Raw genomic sequence first — 16380 nt, forward strand, 5'->3', positions numbered from 1 at the left:
TTGACGAGGATTGGGGCAAATTGGGTGAGCAAGAGGAGTCCCTAAAACAGGGAATCCTTACAATTAATAAACCAGAAAGACCACATGCCATGACTGATGAGCAGTACGACAGATGGGTAAAGGATTGTGAACTTCGCGCTTGGTTTAACTCGTTCGCAGATGACCAAAGAGAATACCGCAATAGACACATGAACATGAGAATTATGACTGTTTTTAATCAAAAAATTGGACCATTAACTAAAGAAGAAGAACTTTTGTACAAGACCACTTCTGATGCAAGCGACTGTACTAAAAGTTACCAAAAATAATGTCGTCCAAACTTTTACAATAGCATTATATGTATTTGCTCTGATTATTTGTTATGTTTGCTTATGTCACATTTATAGCATTCACTAAAGACCCTGAAACGGAAGAAATAATTAATCAATTAGAAATAAGAAATGCAGAACACGCTTAGTGGTATGAGGAATTGAAAAAGAAGTGGGACGATTAAAATTTCAAGATTTATCAACTGAGTGTTGAAAGTTAAATTAATCAGCGTAATTATGCGCTCGTATAGGTATATCGGAGAGTACCTGTCACGTATACTGTATATTTCGACTTTTCATTGTCATAACTACAGGCTATTTCAATGTTGTGTTATTATATCATAATGTGAAAAATTCATAATTATTAAGTGTAAATTGATTTCCTCTATAAAAATTTAGAATATAAAATATTTTGCTCTCAAATTTTAGTCTTAATGATAATAATGCTGTCACCATTTTTGCTATCTAATTCTAATTTAGAAATGACATTTAAATAATTTTTATAATTCTGTTGACAGAAGGCTTTCATAGTATCATTTGCACGTTCTACTAGTTTTGGCTGTAATTCTAGTCTCATTTGTTGGAAGATTGTTAAGTTTTCAACAAGAGATAAGCTATTATTTGAAAATGCTCCCTTTACAAGTTACTACTATTAAAAATCTATAAGCATACCGTTAGCCCGCAGCTTTTCTATTTGTTGTTGTTCTCGTACGATGGATTTGTATAGTCTCCATTCGTCTAAAAGGTTTAAATCCTCAATAAACTCTTTTAATATGTTCAGTTCCACTACGATTGTAGGGAAGCTATGTGGTACATATTCATTAGCGGTTTGTATGCTCATTTACTTCAACCTCATTCTTTCATTGTAGTGTTGTAAATTTAGTTCAAATGTGGAAGTAGCACCTTTAGGTGCAGATAATAACTGCATTTTATGTACTTTATAATTTTCACTTCATCAAGCGCTTTAATTAATTGGCGCACACGATATACAGTCAATCCTGTCGAATCTGCAATTTCATTTAGACTTTGATAGCAAGCTAATGATCTATCGCAAGATTTTATAAAAAAGTCCATTAGCAACTGGCCATCTAAAACAGAGCTTGCCTTATTACAAGGAGGTAGTACGTTGGCTTGCCAAAGGCATGTAAATGAAGTCATTGACTTCAGTGTGCATAACCAAATGTCTTTCGTTGATACATTGTTTAAATTAACGACCTATGAGATTGATGTGCGGGAACAAAATATGATGCATGCGATGGTGAAAGTGGGTGCATTTCCACATTTAAAAGAGATAAAAGATTTTGATTTTAGTTTTCAACCGTCCATTAATGAGCAACAAATCTTAGACTTTTTAACACTTCGTTTTATTGGAGGAAATGAGAATATTGTCTTTTTAGGTCCGAGTGGTGTTGGGAAAACACACTTGGCCACATCAATCGGGATTACAGCTGCGAAGAAAAGAACAAGTACTTATTTCATTAAGTGCCATGATTTAATTCAGAATCTAAAGAGAGCAAAACTCGAAAATCGATTAGAAAGCCGATTGAAGCATTATACGAAGTATAAGTTATTGATTATTGACGAGATTGGTTACTTACCAATTGAACCAGAAGACGCGAAGCTCTTTTTTCAGCTCATCGATATGCGTTATGAAAAGCGTAGTACGATTTTTACAACAAACGTGAATTTCAAATCATGGGATGAAGTCTTCCAAGAACCAAAGCTAGCAAATGCAATACTAGACCGTGTTTTACATCACGCAACGGTTGTAACAGTCGTAGGTAGCTCGTATCGAATGAGGGACCATTTAGCGAAAGAAAACGAGTGATTTTGTACAAGCTTACGCAAGCGAAAGTGTACAAAATTGTGTTGACATTTATATAGATGCCTACACCTGGGAGCATATCTTGCTTCATTGGGTGCTTTTTTATGCCGATAATCAATCATTTTCTTTATTCTATGGATTGGTACCCCATTGACCTAGCTATTGTTATCACTGGCATTTACCATTTGATATACTTATTAAATATCATTACATACTATCTTTAGTTAGTGAGGCGGTCTTTTATGAGAACTAGTGAAATTGCCCAACTAGTTCAGGTTCATCCGAATACGGTTCGAATTTACGAAGAATGGAAGTTTATTTCGCCTGTGCCGAGAAAAGAGAATGGTTACAGAGAATATTCTTATCTTCATCTAATACAAATGAAAATTGCTCGGCTTGCTTTTAGACAAGAATTTATTCAAAATAATCTGCGGAAAAAAGCCACAAAAATAGTACTACTAAGCGGTAGCGAACAGTTTAAGGAATGTTTACATGCTGCACAATCCTATTTAAGCTTTTTGCAAACAGAATATGATTATGCTTTAAAAGCAGTTAAAACGGTTGAACACTTATTGCAAAATCAACCAACTTCAACTGAAACATTTTCCCACAAAACTGTCGCGTCAATGCTTCAGTTAACAGAAGAAACATTACGGAATTGGGAACGGAACAATTTATTTACTGTAAAGAGAAACACACAAAATCGAAGAATCTATTCTGAGCGCGATATACAAAAATTGCTAATTATTCGTACGTTACGTAGTGCACACTTCTCGATTACAAGCATTGCCAATTTATTTCGGGAAATGGAACAATCGAAAGAAGATTTCAATCTACTACAAATATTACAATCGTCCACCTTTAAAGATGACTTTTTTCATGTAACGGATGATTTAATTACTCAATTAAAAATAGCGATGAAAGATTTGGAATCCATCATCGCTATACTAAAAACATTACAGTAATGGAGAAGGGGCGTTATTGTCTACTAAAAGCATTAATTCATGCATTGCCCGTGTGGAAGCGATATAAAGTAGTCCATTATCAAATTCAGTATGATAATTAACTTTGTTTACAAAGGGGATGATGACCATATCAAACTCAAGCCCTTTTGCATACTGTATTGTGGTTAAAAGTAGCCCTGTGTCAAACTTTTCTGATAGACCGTCCAGTACTGTAAATGATAAGTTTAAATGCTCTTTCAACACTTGTAACTCCCTCTCTGTTTTACAGATAATAGCGGTAGATTGATAGTCATTCCTCGCATTTTCATGGATTTGTTTTACCATTTGTTCTAATGTGTCATACATTAATTCAATTGGTTCCCTCCCATGCCTTTCAATCGGATGAATTTCACCATTAAGCATAAACTTTTTCGCATACATGGCAATTTCATACGATGATCGGTAGGTTGTTGTTAATTCTACGTATTCTAGATTATTATACATGGCTGCAAATGCCTCTTTTGATATCGTGTCATACGGCAAAAGCGCTTGGCTAAAATCACCAATAATTGTTCGTTTACAAGTAAACACACTAGACAATACTGCATACTGAATAGGAGTATAATCTTGCATTTCATCCAACACAAAGTGCTGGACAAGCTCATATCTTTTAATTCCTTTAAAATAAATTTGGACATATAGATAAGGGTAGACATCATTAAATTCAAATCGCCTTTTTGAAAACTTAACTATATTTTCGCCAAGTGTGTCAATAAAGGCACGGTAAATTGCGAATGGTGAAGTAAACAAGAGACGCTTTTTTAAGAGCTTTGTAATTTCAGTTTTAGTTGGTAATTTACCTTCTCTAGTTCGCTTGGACTTGAGTACAAGAATAATATCATCTGCTAAAAGCTCTAATCGTATGACAACCGGCTCTTTTCTATATTGAAGGAAACGCCCTTGTAAATAATCTGCTTTTAGTTCTACACCAGCAAACGTTATACTTTCGTTTTTAAGAAGCTTCAAGTCTAATTGATTCAAAAAAGCTTGTAGTTTTTGTACAAATTGATAATTTCCTTTGATTTTTGCACGAGTAGCCAACGCACTGTTTGGATTCGATATAATGCTTTTCGTTTCTTCTTCAAATGGTGTAAATGTTACAGTAGCTGGCAATAAATTTGAAGTAAACTCGTCCAAAGTAAAGGAACGAATCGGCTCTTCACCAAGCTCAGGGAGGACAGTAGAAATATAGTCGCCGAATACTTTATTAGGGGACAAAATAAAAATACGTTCAGCTTGTAACGTATCACGGAACTTATATAAATAATAGGCGATGCGATGTAAAGCAACAGCTGTTTTTCCTGAGCCAGCAACGCCTTGAATGATGACATTATGTGCGGATTCATTTCGCACAATCTTATTTTGCTCCCGTTGAATCGATGTGACGATTGTTTTCATCTTTTCACTTGCATACTGATTCAATGTTTGCTGAAGAACTTCATCTTGTATCGTTAATGAGCTATCAAGCACATATTGCAGTTTAGAATTTTCTATTTTAATCTGACGTTTTTTAATAAGCTCACCATCAAATTGTTTATCCATCGCAACATAATGTGCTTTACCAATTTCAAACTCGTAGTACATATTGCAAACAGGTGCACGCCAGTCATAAATTAATTGCGTTCCTTCTTCATCAGCAAAACCAAAACGTCCAATATAAATCGTTTCTGCCTCACAAAGGTCGTCTCCAAGATATAAAAAATCGAATCGTCCGAAATATGGAGAGGTAATTAGCTTTCTTATCTGCTCACGTTCCGTCACATGAGCGAAACCTCGCTTATCAATCATACTTAACGTTTGTTGGTAATTATACACTTCAAATTTATCCAGTTCACTTTTATATTCAACCATATATTTTTGTAAATCTTTAAAACGATAATCTTGATGATTTATATCTGTTGAAAGTTTTTTATTTGTAATTGTTAATTGCTTTAAAGTTTTTTCAAGATATGTTATTTCGTTTGGATCTATCATAAGAATCCCTCCATCTCAAATTTTTCACCCAGTTTATCAAAAAGAATCTCGCTGGTGTTATAGTGGAGGGTTATCATTTTAATCCAACACTTAATTCGCTGTTTCAAGGATTAAAAATTGTATGGTTAGAATATTTTTTGCAAAAAAATATTTATTGCAATAGCAGAAAATGCCCCATGGACAGAACGGATATTTGAAGCCGAGCATAAATGGCTGCTCGAAAGCGATTGCAAAGTTTGGTCAAATACTTAATTAATAGCTATTCTCCATTATGTTTCCAAATCAGGGTAGTATAAATCTTTACGTAAACAGACATCTCGATGTGTCAATGTTTCACCTTTAAAGCGTAACCAAATCTCGTCATCTGCCATAACGCCATGTGTTTTACGGACAATGCCCCAGCGATTATAGGCTTGTAAACCTAGACTTTCAAGAAGTTCCTGTGCATTCATACGAGTAGGGGGGAAAGTCCGCCATTTCAACCAACGTTCTAATTCTTCGAGGGTAATATGCCCTTCCATGTTTGGTGAAAACTGCTTATTGAAATCTTCAATATAATTAACAACATAAGGTGTACCACCATTAGCTGGCTTTAAATCTACGGAAGCAATCACCTCGTCCATCCACATGACATCAAATTTCATAAAATCAATCATCATTATCACCTTCTATCCATAACTTTTGAAATATAGGGTCGTTCAGTTGTGATAGTAAAACGGTTTTTGCACGGCCAAAATCTAAAGGATTATCTTCCAGGCGTGCCATTAAAAGCTTTTTATTAATAAACGGTGGGCCGTCATAAAGTGAAAGTTGCTTTGCAAACGATGAATTAAGTGGCTTTGCTTTTACTTTTCGTTTTAAAATGGAAATCGGTTTACCTTGTGCATAATCTTTTTCATCAGATAATAGGCTTAGCCCATTGTCAAAAATAGGGGCGAGTGACCATGATTTATGCTTAGGGTCATACAAAAAAAGGATGTTATTTGTATGACGGTCTTCATTTAAAATGAGTGCATCAAAAGCAAATAATTGTGCCAATTCTTTTCGTACGTTACGCCCTGTAAAGCTTTCAATTTGTGCAGATAGTTGCTGAAATTTCTCTGCTGTTGATAGTGTCTTGTCCGTAGTAATAGCATCAGTTGAGGTGAAATTTGCCTCAAATAACCGTTCGAGTGTAACTTCTTGTAAATCTCCACGAAAATCATATGAATAACATCCTTTAGTCATTTCACCATCAGGTAATTCAATTTCACAAGGAAAGTATTGAACGTAGCGGTTGATAGGCAAACAGGAGCAGCTAAGTACAAGAGTCGCCAATACTTCTGCATGACCCTCATAGCCACGAGCATTTTGTTTTACCCATTTGTCACCAATACGCCATTTTGATTGGTCGCCTTTACTAGATGTACTAATTATAGGCTGTGCCGATTTAGGAATACTGACTCTTTCGATTCGCATTGTACCACGTCCTTAATATGACTTTCCTCTATTATACATAAGTGATACTTTAAAACCCTATAGCTTTAGCAATTTTTCGGTAATAATGTATGGCATCTTCGATAAAAATGATTTACAGTATGGAGTGGTGGTAGTAGACTCGTATATTCGTTTTACCATAAGGTCTGATTTAGTTAAATCAACATAAACAAAGAGCGAGCATCGGTTGGGTGCACGTTCTTTTTTAGTACCTTTTCAGTTGTGAAAAGAGCTTAATACGCACCTATCAGTTTGAAAGGGGCATTCGCAGTCGAATGAAGAACTTTAAAAGAGTTGTAAAAATCGTTTTATTAGTCGTAGTATTAATAGGTTTACTTGTAGGATACGCTTTTAAAATTGAACCAAAGATGCTCGTCGTTCATTCGTATCATTTAAATGAAGACAAAGGCGCATCAGTTAAAATAGTTCAAATATCAGATATTCAAGTTAGTGAAACATATACCGTCAATCAATTAAATCGTTTAGTCGAAAAGATTAATCAAATTTCGCCTGATATGATTGTGTTTACAGGGGATTTATTCGAAAATTTTTCTACGTTTCCAAAAAAACAAGAAGTCACTGATAGTTTATCGCAACTTAACGCGACGGTTGGAAAATTTGCTGTATGGGGAAATCGCGATTATGGTGGCGGAGCTTTTAAAATATATGAAGATTTATTAACGAATGCTGGGTTTACATTATTGAATAATAGTGGCGTTACGGTTCCCGTTACGAATGATAAAAAGCTATTTATCGGAGGAATGGATGATGGTTTACTTGGAAAGCCGGATATAGACCTATTGCTATCGCAAATGGATGATACGTATGATTATGAAATTGTACTGATGCATGAGCCAGATATGGCAGAGCTTTTACAAGATACTTCTGTTAATTTGCTGTTAGCTGGACATAGTCATGGAGGGCAAATAAGGATTCCCTTTATGAAAACTATAAAGACGTCGTTGGCTGAAAAATATGATGATGGATTTTATACGATTAATAAAGACAATGGCATGCAGCTTTATGTCAATACGGGTATTGGCACGTCTAGAATCGCTGCTCGTTTTATGGTTCCGCCTGAAATCGCTGTTTTTACTATTCATTTGTAAGTTTAAAGTTGTGATGAATAATCTCATAGTTATATACTTTAATAAACTGATATAGGGAGTGGAAAGACTATTGGCACAATCTAGAGTATTGTATGTTGTTTTTAGCCTAATGGCAGTAGTTTTTATTGTGACGGGTTGTGGGACGTCAAAAGAGGAGAAGACAGCGGAAGAAAAAGTAGATTATGCATCGGCTGTGAAAGAAAATCCAATTGTGACGATTACAATGAACGATGATAAAAAAATTGTGGTTGAACTAGAACCTAAAGTAGCGCCGAATACAGTGGCAAACTTTATTTCCTTAGTAAACAAAGGATTTTATGATGGACTTATTTTTCATCGTGTAATTCCTGGCTTTATGATTCAAGGGGGCGATCCTTCAGGAAATGGATCAGGTGGTCCCGATTATTCGATTAAAGGTGAGTTTACTGAGAATGGCTTTGAAAATAATTTAAAACATGAACGCGGTGTCATTTCAATGGCACGGACAAACGACGACCTAAATTCTGCGGGCTCTCAATTTTTTATTATGACAGAAGAAGCGTCACATCTTGATAAACAATATGCTGCATTTGGCAAAGTGATTGAAGGAATGGAAACGGTAGATGAAATCGTTGCTGTGGAACGTGATGCCACAGATAAGCCATTAGAAGATCAAATCATGAAAAAAGTCGAAGTGGATACAAAGGGCTTTGACTATCCTGCACCAGTAGTGCAAAAATAGTAAATAATCACATTAAAATACACGTTGATTGGATGCGGTGATGCGCAGCTGGTCAACGTGTTTTTATGTAGGAGATTACATTTGTTCCGTCTATACGTTGTTCATAGTCAAGCTTGTGGCAGTTCGCTAGTTCAAAGTAGCAGTTATTGTAAAGAAGATGGTATATACTCTTTTTGCATGGAAATAAGCCAAATAAAATCATCTTCAGCAATAATTTGAATGTCGTGTCCAAGTTGGATGAGTTGCTCTGCTTTTAAATGTTTCGTGCTTTTGCCTCGTCGGTTATGACCGAGAATAACAAAAGCGGTGTCCTTAGTGACTGCCCCTTGCATTAAACCGCCACAAGCTCGTGCTTTTTTTGCAGCTTCTGCGCGTGTCATCGTGGAAAGAGCCCCTGTAAAGACGATTTGTTTATTATAAAATGGATGCATTATACGTTCTGTTGGATTAGTAAGAAAGATAACGTCATTGTTGTCCTTATTGGTGTTCATATAGATTCTCCTAAGAGCTTGATAGTAAGAGGGGTGTTGATTTGTAGACTTGCATAAAGGCAATAACTACTTCTACTGTATTTGTAAAATAGTACTTTCACGTAAATAAGTAACGTTATATTGAATGGCTAATTGTTGTAAAAAACAAAGAAGCGCTGGTATTTGATAAGTAAGAAGCAATTGCTCGTATGTTCGTTTTTCTTCTATTGAGGCTACTTTACGGAAATACCCCCACATATGCTGACAGGCATTGCGCATGCTGCCTTCAGTTGGCGTTTGTTGTAATGCAACTTCGATTAATTGTTTAATTTGCTCATGGCTCATCATGTCGCGCATTGCCAGACGGAGTTGATTGTAATGCTTTTGGCTATGGAACATGACGCGATATTTTTCTTCACGCCATAATTTTTCTGTTAGTTGACGTTGCATATAATCACCTTTCATATAAGTGTTTCAAACTCATTCTACTTGATTTAATGAAAACATCAAAATGTTTTAATGTTGGTATTTATTTTAGTAAAGCATTTATTAAAAATAGGAGAACTTGGGTAGGATGATACAAGAGCTAGCGTAGTATTACTAACTATATTTTATCATTCAATTACCTATCGTAATGATTGAATTACATTTAGCAAATTGGTATATTAATGTATACATATACAATCGATGATGTGACTAAGTAAATAAGAATTGTGAAACAGAAAATATAGCCTAGGCTGAGAGCTATAGCACCCCTTCTTATTGAACCCTACCACGGAGATGTCAGTTAACAACTAACCGAGTCGTTTCGTTACAAACGTTTAGAGGGCGTAATATGCATATTATGCCGAACTAAGGTGGTACCACGTCAACTAGCGTAAAGACGTCCTTTATTAGGATGCTTTATGCTTTTTTTATGAACTTGATTTAGCATTAGCTAGGCGATGAAGACGAAATATATGGATGCATGCCAAATTAAGTTAAATGCCCCTGTGGGTATCACAGATTTTAAAAGGAGCTATTTGAGCAGGCTCGAAAAAAATCAGATGCAATTTTGCCGAAGCAAAATAGATTTTTCAAAATAGGAGGAAAAGAAGATGTCTCAAAAAACAAATGATTTTTCAAAATGGTATGTGGAAACGATACAAAAGGCGGATTTAATGGATTATACGCCGGTTCGTGGTTGTATTGCCTTTAAACCAGACGGCTATGAACTGTGGGAGCATATTCAAGCGGAGATGGATAAGCGTTTTAAGGAAACAGGGCACCGCAATGCCTACTTCCCAATGCTCATTCCAGAATCTTTTTTCCAAAAGGAAAAGGATCATATTGAAGGATTTTCACCAGAGCTTCCTTGGGTGACCGAAGCGGCAGGTGAACAATTAGAAGAGCGTTTAGCGCTGCGCCCAACTTCGGAAACAATGATTGGACATTTGTATTCTAATTGGATTAAAAGTTATCGAGACCTTCCTGTTTTAATCAATCAATGGGCCAATGTATTCCGTTGGGAAAAGAAAACGCTACCGTTTATCCGTACTTCAGAATTTTTATGGCAAGAAGGTCATACGGCGCATGTCGATGAAGAAGATGCACGCAAAGAAACAATGCAAATGTTAGCTATTTATAAAGAAGTTGTCGAAGGACTGTTAGCCATTCCTGTCTATGATGGGCAAAAAACGCCATCAGAACGTTTTGCCGGAGCAGTTGATACATTTTCGATTGAAGCGATGATGAAGGATGGCAAGGCCGTACAAGCAGGGACATCTCATTATTTAGGTACGAAATTTGCCGAAGCTTTTGATATCAAATATTTAAATAAAGAAAATAAACATGTCCATGTGCATACAACATCATGGGGTACGTCTACCCGTTTAATCGGTTCTGTTATTATGGTGCATGGTGATGAACAAGGTCTTGTTTTACCGCCAAGAATCGCTCCAACGCAAGTTGTGTTAATCCCAGTTGGTCCGTGGAAAAAGAACACTAAGATTATCGAGAAATTAGATGAAATTTTTGCAACGTTAAAAGCAAAGGGCATTCGTGTGCGTCTTGATGATTCAGACCAATCACCTGGTTATAAGTTTAATGAATGGGAGCTAAAAGGTGTACCTGTGCGTATTGAATTGGGGCCACGTGATTTAGAAAATCAGCAAAGCTTAATGAAAGCCCGTGATGAAGAAGAAAAAGTAACTGTTTCTTTAGACACAATTGTTGAAAGCATAGAAACAGAACTTGAAACGATGCAAACGCGACTATTTGAAAAAGCAAAAGCTTTCCGTGCAAACAACTCGCATACCCATATCGATTCAATGGAACAGTTAAAACAGCATTTAGCTAAATCTGAACAAAATGAAACAATCCCAGGTTGGATTTTAGCGGGTTGGTGTGGAGATGATGCGTGTGAAGAAAAGGTAAAAGAAGAAACAAAATTTACAACTCGTAATATACCATTTAACCCACCAGTTACAAAGCATACTTGCATTCATTGTGGGAAAGAAGCACAACATACAGTTTGGTTTGCCCGCGCTTACTAAATCTTACTTTGTATGGTAGAAAGCATGGTAACATGCTCAGAGTATGGACAAAAGGCATCAAGAAGTGGAATCCACTCTTGATGCCCTTCTAACTGAATTGTGCTTAGATTTATAGTATTTCCTTATGATTTCCTCCTCTTTGAAATGTATCTTCTACTAATATTTTAATTCTTGTATTTATAGTCTCCAGAATAGCTTCTTCCCAAAACTAAAAAAATCCGGCGATATTGCCTTTCTCGTCTTGATGTTTATAGCTGATTTTGAGGCTGTCCCTCATATAGAAACAATAAATGCAGTCACCTATTGAAAACTTCTTTACACTGTGTAACATTCCTTTAATTTATTTTTACCTGCAATAGAGCGTATCCTTTGTGAAATACAGCATTTATAGTGAGTTACTTAAATTCTTTCTTGCTATATTTGTACTAATAAAATTTATGAAACTATAGTTGCGGAATTATGTAAATTAATGCATTATATTGTTAATAGGTATTAATATTTATGAATATATTTACAATTTTAGTATTTTAGGTATAATAGTTAATGATTGGAAAAAAGGATAACTATCATGAGTCGTAGATGACAAATTTAATTGATTAGCTCTTCAACAGATTGTAAATAGATGGGCTTTTCCATTCATGCAAAAGAGCGAAATCACCTTTATTATTTATGCCTCTGATGCCGTTTGAAAGTGGTGATACATAACAGTCAAAATTAAGTATGTTTAATGTAATGAATTCTTAGCAATATGTGCGCTGCCTTTTGTTCATTCTAGGAAGCACAACTTCTTTGTTATTTGAAGGTGGAAGTAATATTTACTTGAAATACCCGAAGTCAAACACCAAGAATATCTGCATTGTTAACTATTCATTTTGATTGTTAGAAGTAGCTCAAAGCCAAATCGCAATTAAAATAAATAATTGGTAAGGTGAATGATGGAAGAAATAAAACAATCATTAAGGCGAATTGTCAGTAATTATCAACTATCGGATGAGTTTAGCCGTTGTTTAACCTACTTGTTAGATCAACATGAAGGTGGTGATTTTAGTGATTTAAGTAAATTACATTTTCAATTGAATGGCGGTATATTAACAAAATCTATCCAAGAAGTTTTTAATCTTTTAGAACTTTGGATTCTTTTTACAGATATTGTTGATGATATCGAAGACGGTGATGAATCAAAATGGGGGATAGAGGGGAATGTATTGCTTAATGCTTCGACAGCTTTCGTTAGTATCGTTATGTTGGAGCTACAAAAGGTGGAAATACCTTATAAAAGTGAGGTTACCCGTTTATTTTGCCATTACTTACTTCAAGCAGTTGATGGTCAGCATCATGACCTACTAAACGAGATTACATCTGAAGAGATGTATGAAGCTGTTGTTAAAAAGAAATCCGGCTCGTTAATAGCACTTTCTTCATTGCTCGGAGAAGTATTAGCAACTGGAAAGTATACGGCAAAGCTTGAAATGAGTGCACACTATATTGCAATGGTTGCTCAGTTAAATAATGATTATGGCGACTTATTAAACTTACAAAGAGATTTACAAGACAAAAAAAGAACACTGCCAATATTGTATCTATTACAATATGAAGATTCAGCATTTGATGAATTACGCTTGTATTATAGTCAGCACGGCGATTCAACAATGAATATTTGCATTACGCCACAGCAAATCGAAGCTTCAGGATTATCTATATACATGCATCTATTACAGTCTAAATACCGTAATCTTGCACTTGAATTACTAAAAGAAATTTATCCAACTCATGATGTATCATTATTTAAAAAATATATTTAAGAGGTGAAGGATATGTTAGAAATCGTTCAATATATTCATAAAAATCGCAATATTTTAGATCTTTTAAAAGAAAAAAGAGTTTCACTTTTAAATGTAAATGAGTTAGAGCAAAGTTTAATTTTAGAATCCTTTGAACACGGTGAAAAGAAAACATTAAAGGATTCATATTTAATGTATTGGCGTCCGTAAACAGATGGAACAAGGAAAAGCTAAAATCTTAATTTCGCTTTTTCTCACTTTTTTCATACAATTGTATTGTTTATCCGTTGTCGTTAGCGGGCCTATAATTGGGATTACACTGGCTCAATCACAAGATCAAAGTTGGTATATTCAACAGATTGAAGAGGAAAGTTGGGCAGCATCTCAAAATATAGTGCCCTATACGAAAGTTTTAGAATTAGATGGGATGAAGCTGACAGCCAATACTTCATCCCCTTTTCTAATTACACAAGCGCATAGCATAACAATTTGGCATGAAGGAAAAGTGGAAAAGTTAATCGTCTCAAATAAGAATATAAACGCACAATTAATAAAGCAATTAATAATGCCGTTATTATATACCTTAATCACAACTGCTTTTTGTCTTTTTTTATTTAAACAAATACTTACTAAAAACAAACAGTATTTGATTTTTCATTTACAGTTTACAGCATTAGCGTATATAAGTGCAGGTGCAGCAGGACGAGGAGATTTCATTAGTATTGTTATTAATTCATTAGCGATTTTCCTTAGCATTGTGAATTGTATTTTCTACTGTAATTATTTTTTAAGAACAATGAGTGATGCTTTTCAAAAAAAGTTGCGTAATGCTTTTTTTGTTATTGGTATAATGATTGTAGTGATAAATATAGCGCGTATTTTTATTGAAGATCTTCTTAAAGTACAAATTATATTTGAACTATCAGTCTATTTAATTTTATCCTGCTTACTAGCGATTAATATTATTGTCGCAGCTAAAAGCAATACTAAATACTATGCCAAGCCATTATTCTGCATCTTTTTTTTAGGAATCGGACCGTTCGCATTATGTTATGGCATTCCAACAATTTTTAATGTGCATCCATTTCTACCTGCAGATGTGACGGCGTTATTTTTGTTAGTGGTCCCTATTTGTCTGATTTACTTAGAAATGGCGGGGAATTTTGTTAACTTACAATATGCGCTTGATCGCATGTTTTCACATTTACAATTGGCGATTCCTTTTAGTCTGGTACTTTCATTTATTTTACTATCTCTTGAGGAAGTACGCTCGTTTTACATATACAGTCTTTATTTTTTGATTACGTTTATTTCCTCCATCTTACTGTTGTCATACAAGGAAAGTATGGAAGTACGGAATGCTCGCTATTTAAGTACTTTAAAGAACTACAATTTTTCCAATTTTTATCGCTTCATTAAATCATCAGCACATTATGCTACTAACTTCGACAAACTTATGGAATATATTAAACAAGAGCTTAATCTAATGTTAATGCTGAATGATATTGAGATTATAGAAGACCAGTTAACACAATCTCTTGGTTATATAGAAGAACATAAATGTCGTGCTATTTGTCCTAATTTAATTTATAAACATGACACGAAATACATATTGGTACTCTATGAAACAGTAGACTCTAAGTTGTTGGCAATCACAGACACAAAATTTCGTAAAATACCGTCCGAATCTTTAAAAATGCTTGAACTCTTTTTGTATTATGTTCAAAGCATTATCGATAATTCACTTAAGTTGGATGAACTTATGGCACAACTGACGAAGTTAGACAAATTGCATGCACCACGATGGTATAATAGGCTATGGATTTTGTCTTCAGAGAAAGAACGTTTACGGTTATCTACAGAGATACATGATACGATTTTACAAGATTTGATTCATATGAGTCGTAATATGGAAGAAGCTGCAACAAAAGAAAAAGATGACAAAGAGGCTTTTATGCATTTGCGTGAAGAAGTACTGGATATTGTGGATAATACAAGAGAAATTTGTGAAAATTTATATCCGCCTTTAATCGATAGGCTTGGTCTCCACCGCTCGTTAGAGGAGTTAATACAGAAATGTAAAATTCGTTTTAACTTCTTGATTAAAGTGGATATTCAAAGGATTGAAGGTTTATCATTGCAGCAATCCACTACAATTTATCGTATTATTCAAGAGTTGCTCTCCAATGCAAATAAACATTCACAAGCACAGTCTGTCCATATTTCATTAACATCCAAAGCACAAAAAGTTTTTATTGACTATTGGGATGATGGAATTGGTATTGATATTGATGAAAATATTCAACAAGACTGTATGAAAAGTATAGGACTAATGGGGATGAAGGAGCGTATCAAGTATTATCAGGGGACATTTTTAATAAGCTCAAATCAGCCGCAAGGGACAAACATTAAACTATCTATGAAAATAGGTGAGGATTTTGAAAATAATGGTATTGGATGATCATATTGCTATTGGTGAAGGCACACGGGCCATATTGCAAGCTGAACTAGACTGTCAAGCAGTGGTGTTTACAGAACCCTGTATTGCATTACAGCACTTATCCGAATCATTTTATGATATTTACTTAATTGATTTTAATTTAGCAGGGATGGATGGACTGCAATTTATTCAAAAGTTACTCAAAATTCATCCTGAAGCAATCACGATTATTTATACAGGTTATAATATCGAGAAATATTTACCCGAATTATTAAACAAGGGGATATCAGGATTTATTAGTAAAACGGAAAGTAGAAAACAATTGATTGATACAATTCAATATGCACTTGAAGGGAAAGTTATTATTTCACTTTCGCTTCTTAAAAAGCTGTGTGTACATAATGTTGGAGCTAAAGAATCTATAAACTTGACAGAGCGAGAACGACAAATTTTAGATTTTGTCAGAGATGGCTATACGAATAAGGCTATTGCACTGGAAATTCATTTAAGCCAACGGACAATAGAGAAAGTATTAACCACAATTTTTTCTAAGCTTGGTGTTGAATCACGAGCAGAGGCAGCCGTTAAATGGAATGAATTAACTACTTTAGAAACTGATAAATATCATTTTAATTAGGTATAAAGATTCGACTGAAGTTCATAAATTATGCGTTTTTTGCTAATAAAGCAACAATTTTTTGTAATATTAATACACATCTAATAACGACAAAACACTGG

Annotated in this window: 16 protein-coding genes and 1 other annotated feature; of the genes, 10 read left to right on the forward strand and 6 right to left on the reverse strand. The window is 34.7% G+C overall.

From position 1 onward, the window contains the following. Positions 1-20 precede the first annotated feature (20 nt). Positions 21-308, forward strand: a complete 288-nt coding sequence (locus I5435_RS05715) for a hypothetical protein (protein WP_337983377.1) — start codon at positions 21-23, stop codon at positions 306-308. A 652-nt stretch (positions 309-960) separates the two neighbouring features. On the opposite strand, the gene I5435_RS05720 is transcribed toward I5435_RS05715, so the two are convergent. Further along, the gene (locus I5435_RS05720) at positions 961-1149 is read right to left on the reverse strand and encodes a hypothetical protein (RefSeq protein WP_337983378.1); all 189 of its coding nucleotides are present in this window, start codon (positions 1147-1149) and stop codon (positions 961-963) included. 285 nt (positions 1150-1434) lie between these two features. Between I5435_RS05720 and istB the strand changes: the two genes are divergently transcribed. Together istB and I5435_RS05730 are read left to right on the forward strand one after the other, a co-directional pair. After that, on the forward strand, positions 1435-2136 hold the full coding sequence (istB, locus tag I5435_RS05725; RefSeq protein ID WP_337983379.1) for an IS21-like element helper ATPase IstB: 702 nt from the start codon (positions 1435-1437) through the stop codon (positions 2134-2136). A gap of 239 nt (positions 2137-2375) precedes the next feature. Further along, a complete protein-coding gene (locus tag I5435_RS05730) occupies positions 2376-3098 on the forward strand; it encodes a MerR family transcriptional regulator (RefSeq protein ID WP_024361566.1) in 723 nt (240 codons plus the stop codon). Here the strand turns inward: I5435_RS05730 and I5435_RS05735 are convergent. The 3 genes from I5435_RS05735 to I5435_RS05745 form a co-directional block, all read right to left on the reverse strand. Further along, positions 3090-5111 (reverse strand): HelD family protein, encoded by a 2022-nt coding sequence (locus tag I5435_RS05735; protein ID WP_258841942.1) that lies wholly within the window; start codon positions 5109-5111, stop codon positions 3090-3092. The genes I5435_RS05730 and I5435_RS05735 overlap by 9 nt on opposite strands. A gap of 269 nt (positions 5112-5380) precedes the next feature. Then, positions 5381-5770, reverse strand: a complete 390-nt coding sequence (locus I5435_RS05740) for a hypothetical protein (RefSeq protein WP_227665417.1) — start codon at positions 5768-5770, stop codon at positions 5381-5383. Continuing rightward, positions 5760-6569, reverse strand: a complete 810-nt coding sequence (locus I5435_RS05745) for a hypothetical protein (RefSeq protein ID WP_105928921.1) — start codon at positions 6567-6569, stop codon at positions 5760-5762. The genes I5435_RS05740 and I5435_RS05745 overlap by 11 nt, the downstream gene beginning before the upstream one ends. 293 nt (positions 6570-6862) lie before the next feature. On the opposite strand from I5435_RS05745, the gene I5435_RS05750 reads away from it, so the two are divergent. Beyond that, positions 6863-7696, forward strand: coding sequence for a metallophosphoesterase (locus I5435_RS05750; RefSeq protein WP_024361562.1), 834 nt, complete (start codon positions 6863-6865; stop codon positions 7694-7696). A gap of 109 nt (positions 7697-7805) precedes the next feature. Next, positions 7806-8417, forward strand: coding sequence for a peptidylprolyl isomerase (locus tag I5435_RS05755; RefSeq protein ID WP_036204821.1), 612 nt, complete (start codon positions 7806-7808; stop codon positions 8415-8417). Between the two features lie 143 nt (positions 8418-8560). Here the strand turns inward: I5435_RS05755 and I5435_RS05760 are convergent, their stop codons facing one another. Next, positions 8561-8908 carry a BRCT domain-containing protein gene (locus tag I5435_RS05760; protein WP_024361560.1) on the reverse strand — a complete coding sequence of 116 codons (348 nt, stop codon included), beginning with the start codon at positions 8906-8908 and terminating at the stop codon, positions 8561-8563. Positions 8909-8980: 72 nt separating this feature from the next. After that, positions 8981-9337 carry a YbgA family protein gene (locus I5435_RS05765; RefSeq protein WP_107894719.1) on the reverse strand — a complete coding sequence of 119 codons (357 nt, stop codon included), beginning with the start codon at positions 9335-9337 and terminating at the stop codon, positions 8981-8983. 228 nt (positions 9338-9565) lie between these two features. Continuing rightward, positions 9566-9781 (forward strand) — a binding site (T-box leader). Positions 9782-9984: 203 nt separating this feature from the next. Between I5435_RS05765 and proS the strand changes: the two genes are divergently transcribed. From proS to I5435_RS05790, 5 genes are all read left to right on the forward strand, one after another. Then, a complete protein-coding gene (proS, locus tag I5435_RS05770) occupies positions 9985-11421 on the forward strand; it encodes a proline--tRNA ligase (protein ID WP_337983380.1) in 1437 nt (478 codons plus the stop codon). A gap of 932 nt (positions 11422-12353) precedes the next feature. Beyond that, on the forward strand, positions 12354-13223 hold the full coding sequence (locus I5435_RS05775) for a class 1 isoprenoid biosynthesis enzyme (RefSeq protein ID WP_337983381.1): 870 nt from the start codon (positions 12354-12356) through the stop codon (positions 13221-13223). Positions 13224-13235: 12 nt separating this feature from the next. Then, complete coding sequence (locus tag I5435_RS05780; RefSeq protein WP_105928920.1) at positions 13236-13412, forward strand: competence pheromone ComX; 177 nt, start codon at positions 13236-13238, stop codon at positions 13410-13412. 4 nt (positions 13413-13416) lie between these two features. Then, a complete protein-coding gene (locus I5435_RS05785; protein WP_337983382.1) occupies positions 13417-15663 on the forward strand; it encodes a sensor histidine kinase in 2247 nt (748 codons plus the stop codon). Continuing rightward, on the forward strand, positions 15650-16279 hold the full coding sequence (locus I5435_RS05790) for a response regulator (RefSeq protein ID WP_337983849.1): 630 nt from the start codon (positions 15650-15652) through the stop codon (positions 16277-16279). The genes I5435_RS05785 and I5435_RS05790 overlap by 14 nt, the downstream gene beginning before the upstream one ends. The last annotated feature ends 101 nt before the right edge of the window (positions 16280-16380 follow it).

The organism is Lysinibacillus sp. C5.1 (assembly GCF_016350185.1).
In the GTDB taxonomy this organism is placed as follows: domain Bacteria; phylum Bacillota; class Bacilli; order Bacillales_A; family Planococcaceae; genus Lysinibacillus; species Lysinibacillus sphaericus.

Bases quoted from the DNA above. Each gene is read 5' to 3' on its own strand.
- I5435_RS05720 (WP_337983378.1), bottom strand. From the start codon at position 1,149: ATGAGCATACAAACCGCTAATGAATATGTACCACATAGCTTCCCTACA.
- I5435_RS05730 (WP_024361566.1), top strand. From the start codon at position 2,376: ATGAGAACTAGTGAAATTGCCCAACTAGTTCAGGTTCATCCGAATACG.
- I5435_RS05735 (WP_258841942.1), bottom strand. From the start codon at position 5,111: ATGATAGATCCAAACGAAATAACATATCTTGAAAAAACTTTAAAGCAA.
- I5435_RS05740 (WP_227665417.1), bottom strand. From the start codon at position 5,770: ATGATGATTGATTTTATGAAATTTGATGTCATGTGGATGGACGAGGTG.
- I5435_RS05745 (WP_105928921.1), bottom strand. From the start codon at position 6,569: ATGCGAATCGAAAGAGTCAGTATTCCTAAATCGGCACAGCCTATAATT.
- I5435_RS05750 (WP_024361562.1), top strand. From the start codon at position 6,863: ATGAAGAACTTTAAAAGAGTTGTAAAAATCGTTTTATTAGTCGTAGTA.
- I5435_RS05755 (WP_036204821.1), top strand. From the start codon at position 7,806: ATGGCAGTAGTTTTTATTGTGACGGGTTGTGGGACGTCAAAAGAGGAG.
- I5435_RS05760 (WP_024361560.1), bottom strand. From the start codon at position 8,908: ATGAACACCAATAAGGACAACAATGACGTTATCTTTCTTACTAATCCA.
- I5435_RS05765 (WP_107894719.1), bottom strand. From the start codon at position 9,337: ATGCAACGTCAACTAACAGAAAAATTATGGCGTGAAGAAAAATATCGC.
- proS (WP_337983380.1), top strand. From the start codon at position 9,985: ATGTCTCAAAAAACAAATGATTTTTCAAAATGGTATGTGGAAACGATA.
- I5435_RS05775 (WP_337983381.1), top strand. From the start codon at position 12,354: ATGATGGAAGAAATAAAACAATCATTAAGGCGAATTGTCAGTAATTAT.
- I5435_RS05780 (WP_105928920.1), top strand. From the start codon at position 13,236: ATGTTAGAAATCGTTCAATATATTCATAAAAATCGCAATATTTTAGAT.
- I5435_RS05785 (WP_337983382.1), top strand. From the start codon at position 13,417: ATGGAACAAGGAAAAGCTAAAATCTTAATTTCGCTTTTTCTCACTTTT.
- I5435_RS05790 (WP_337983849.1), top strand. From the start codon at position 15,650: ATGGTATTGGATGATCATATTGCTATTGGTGAAGGCACACGGGCCATA.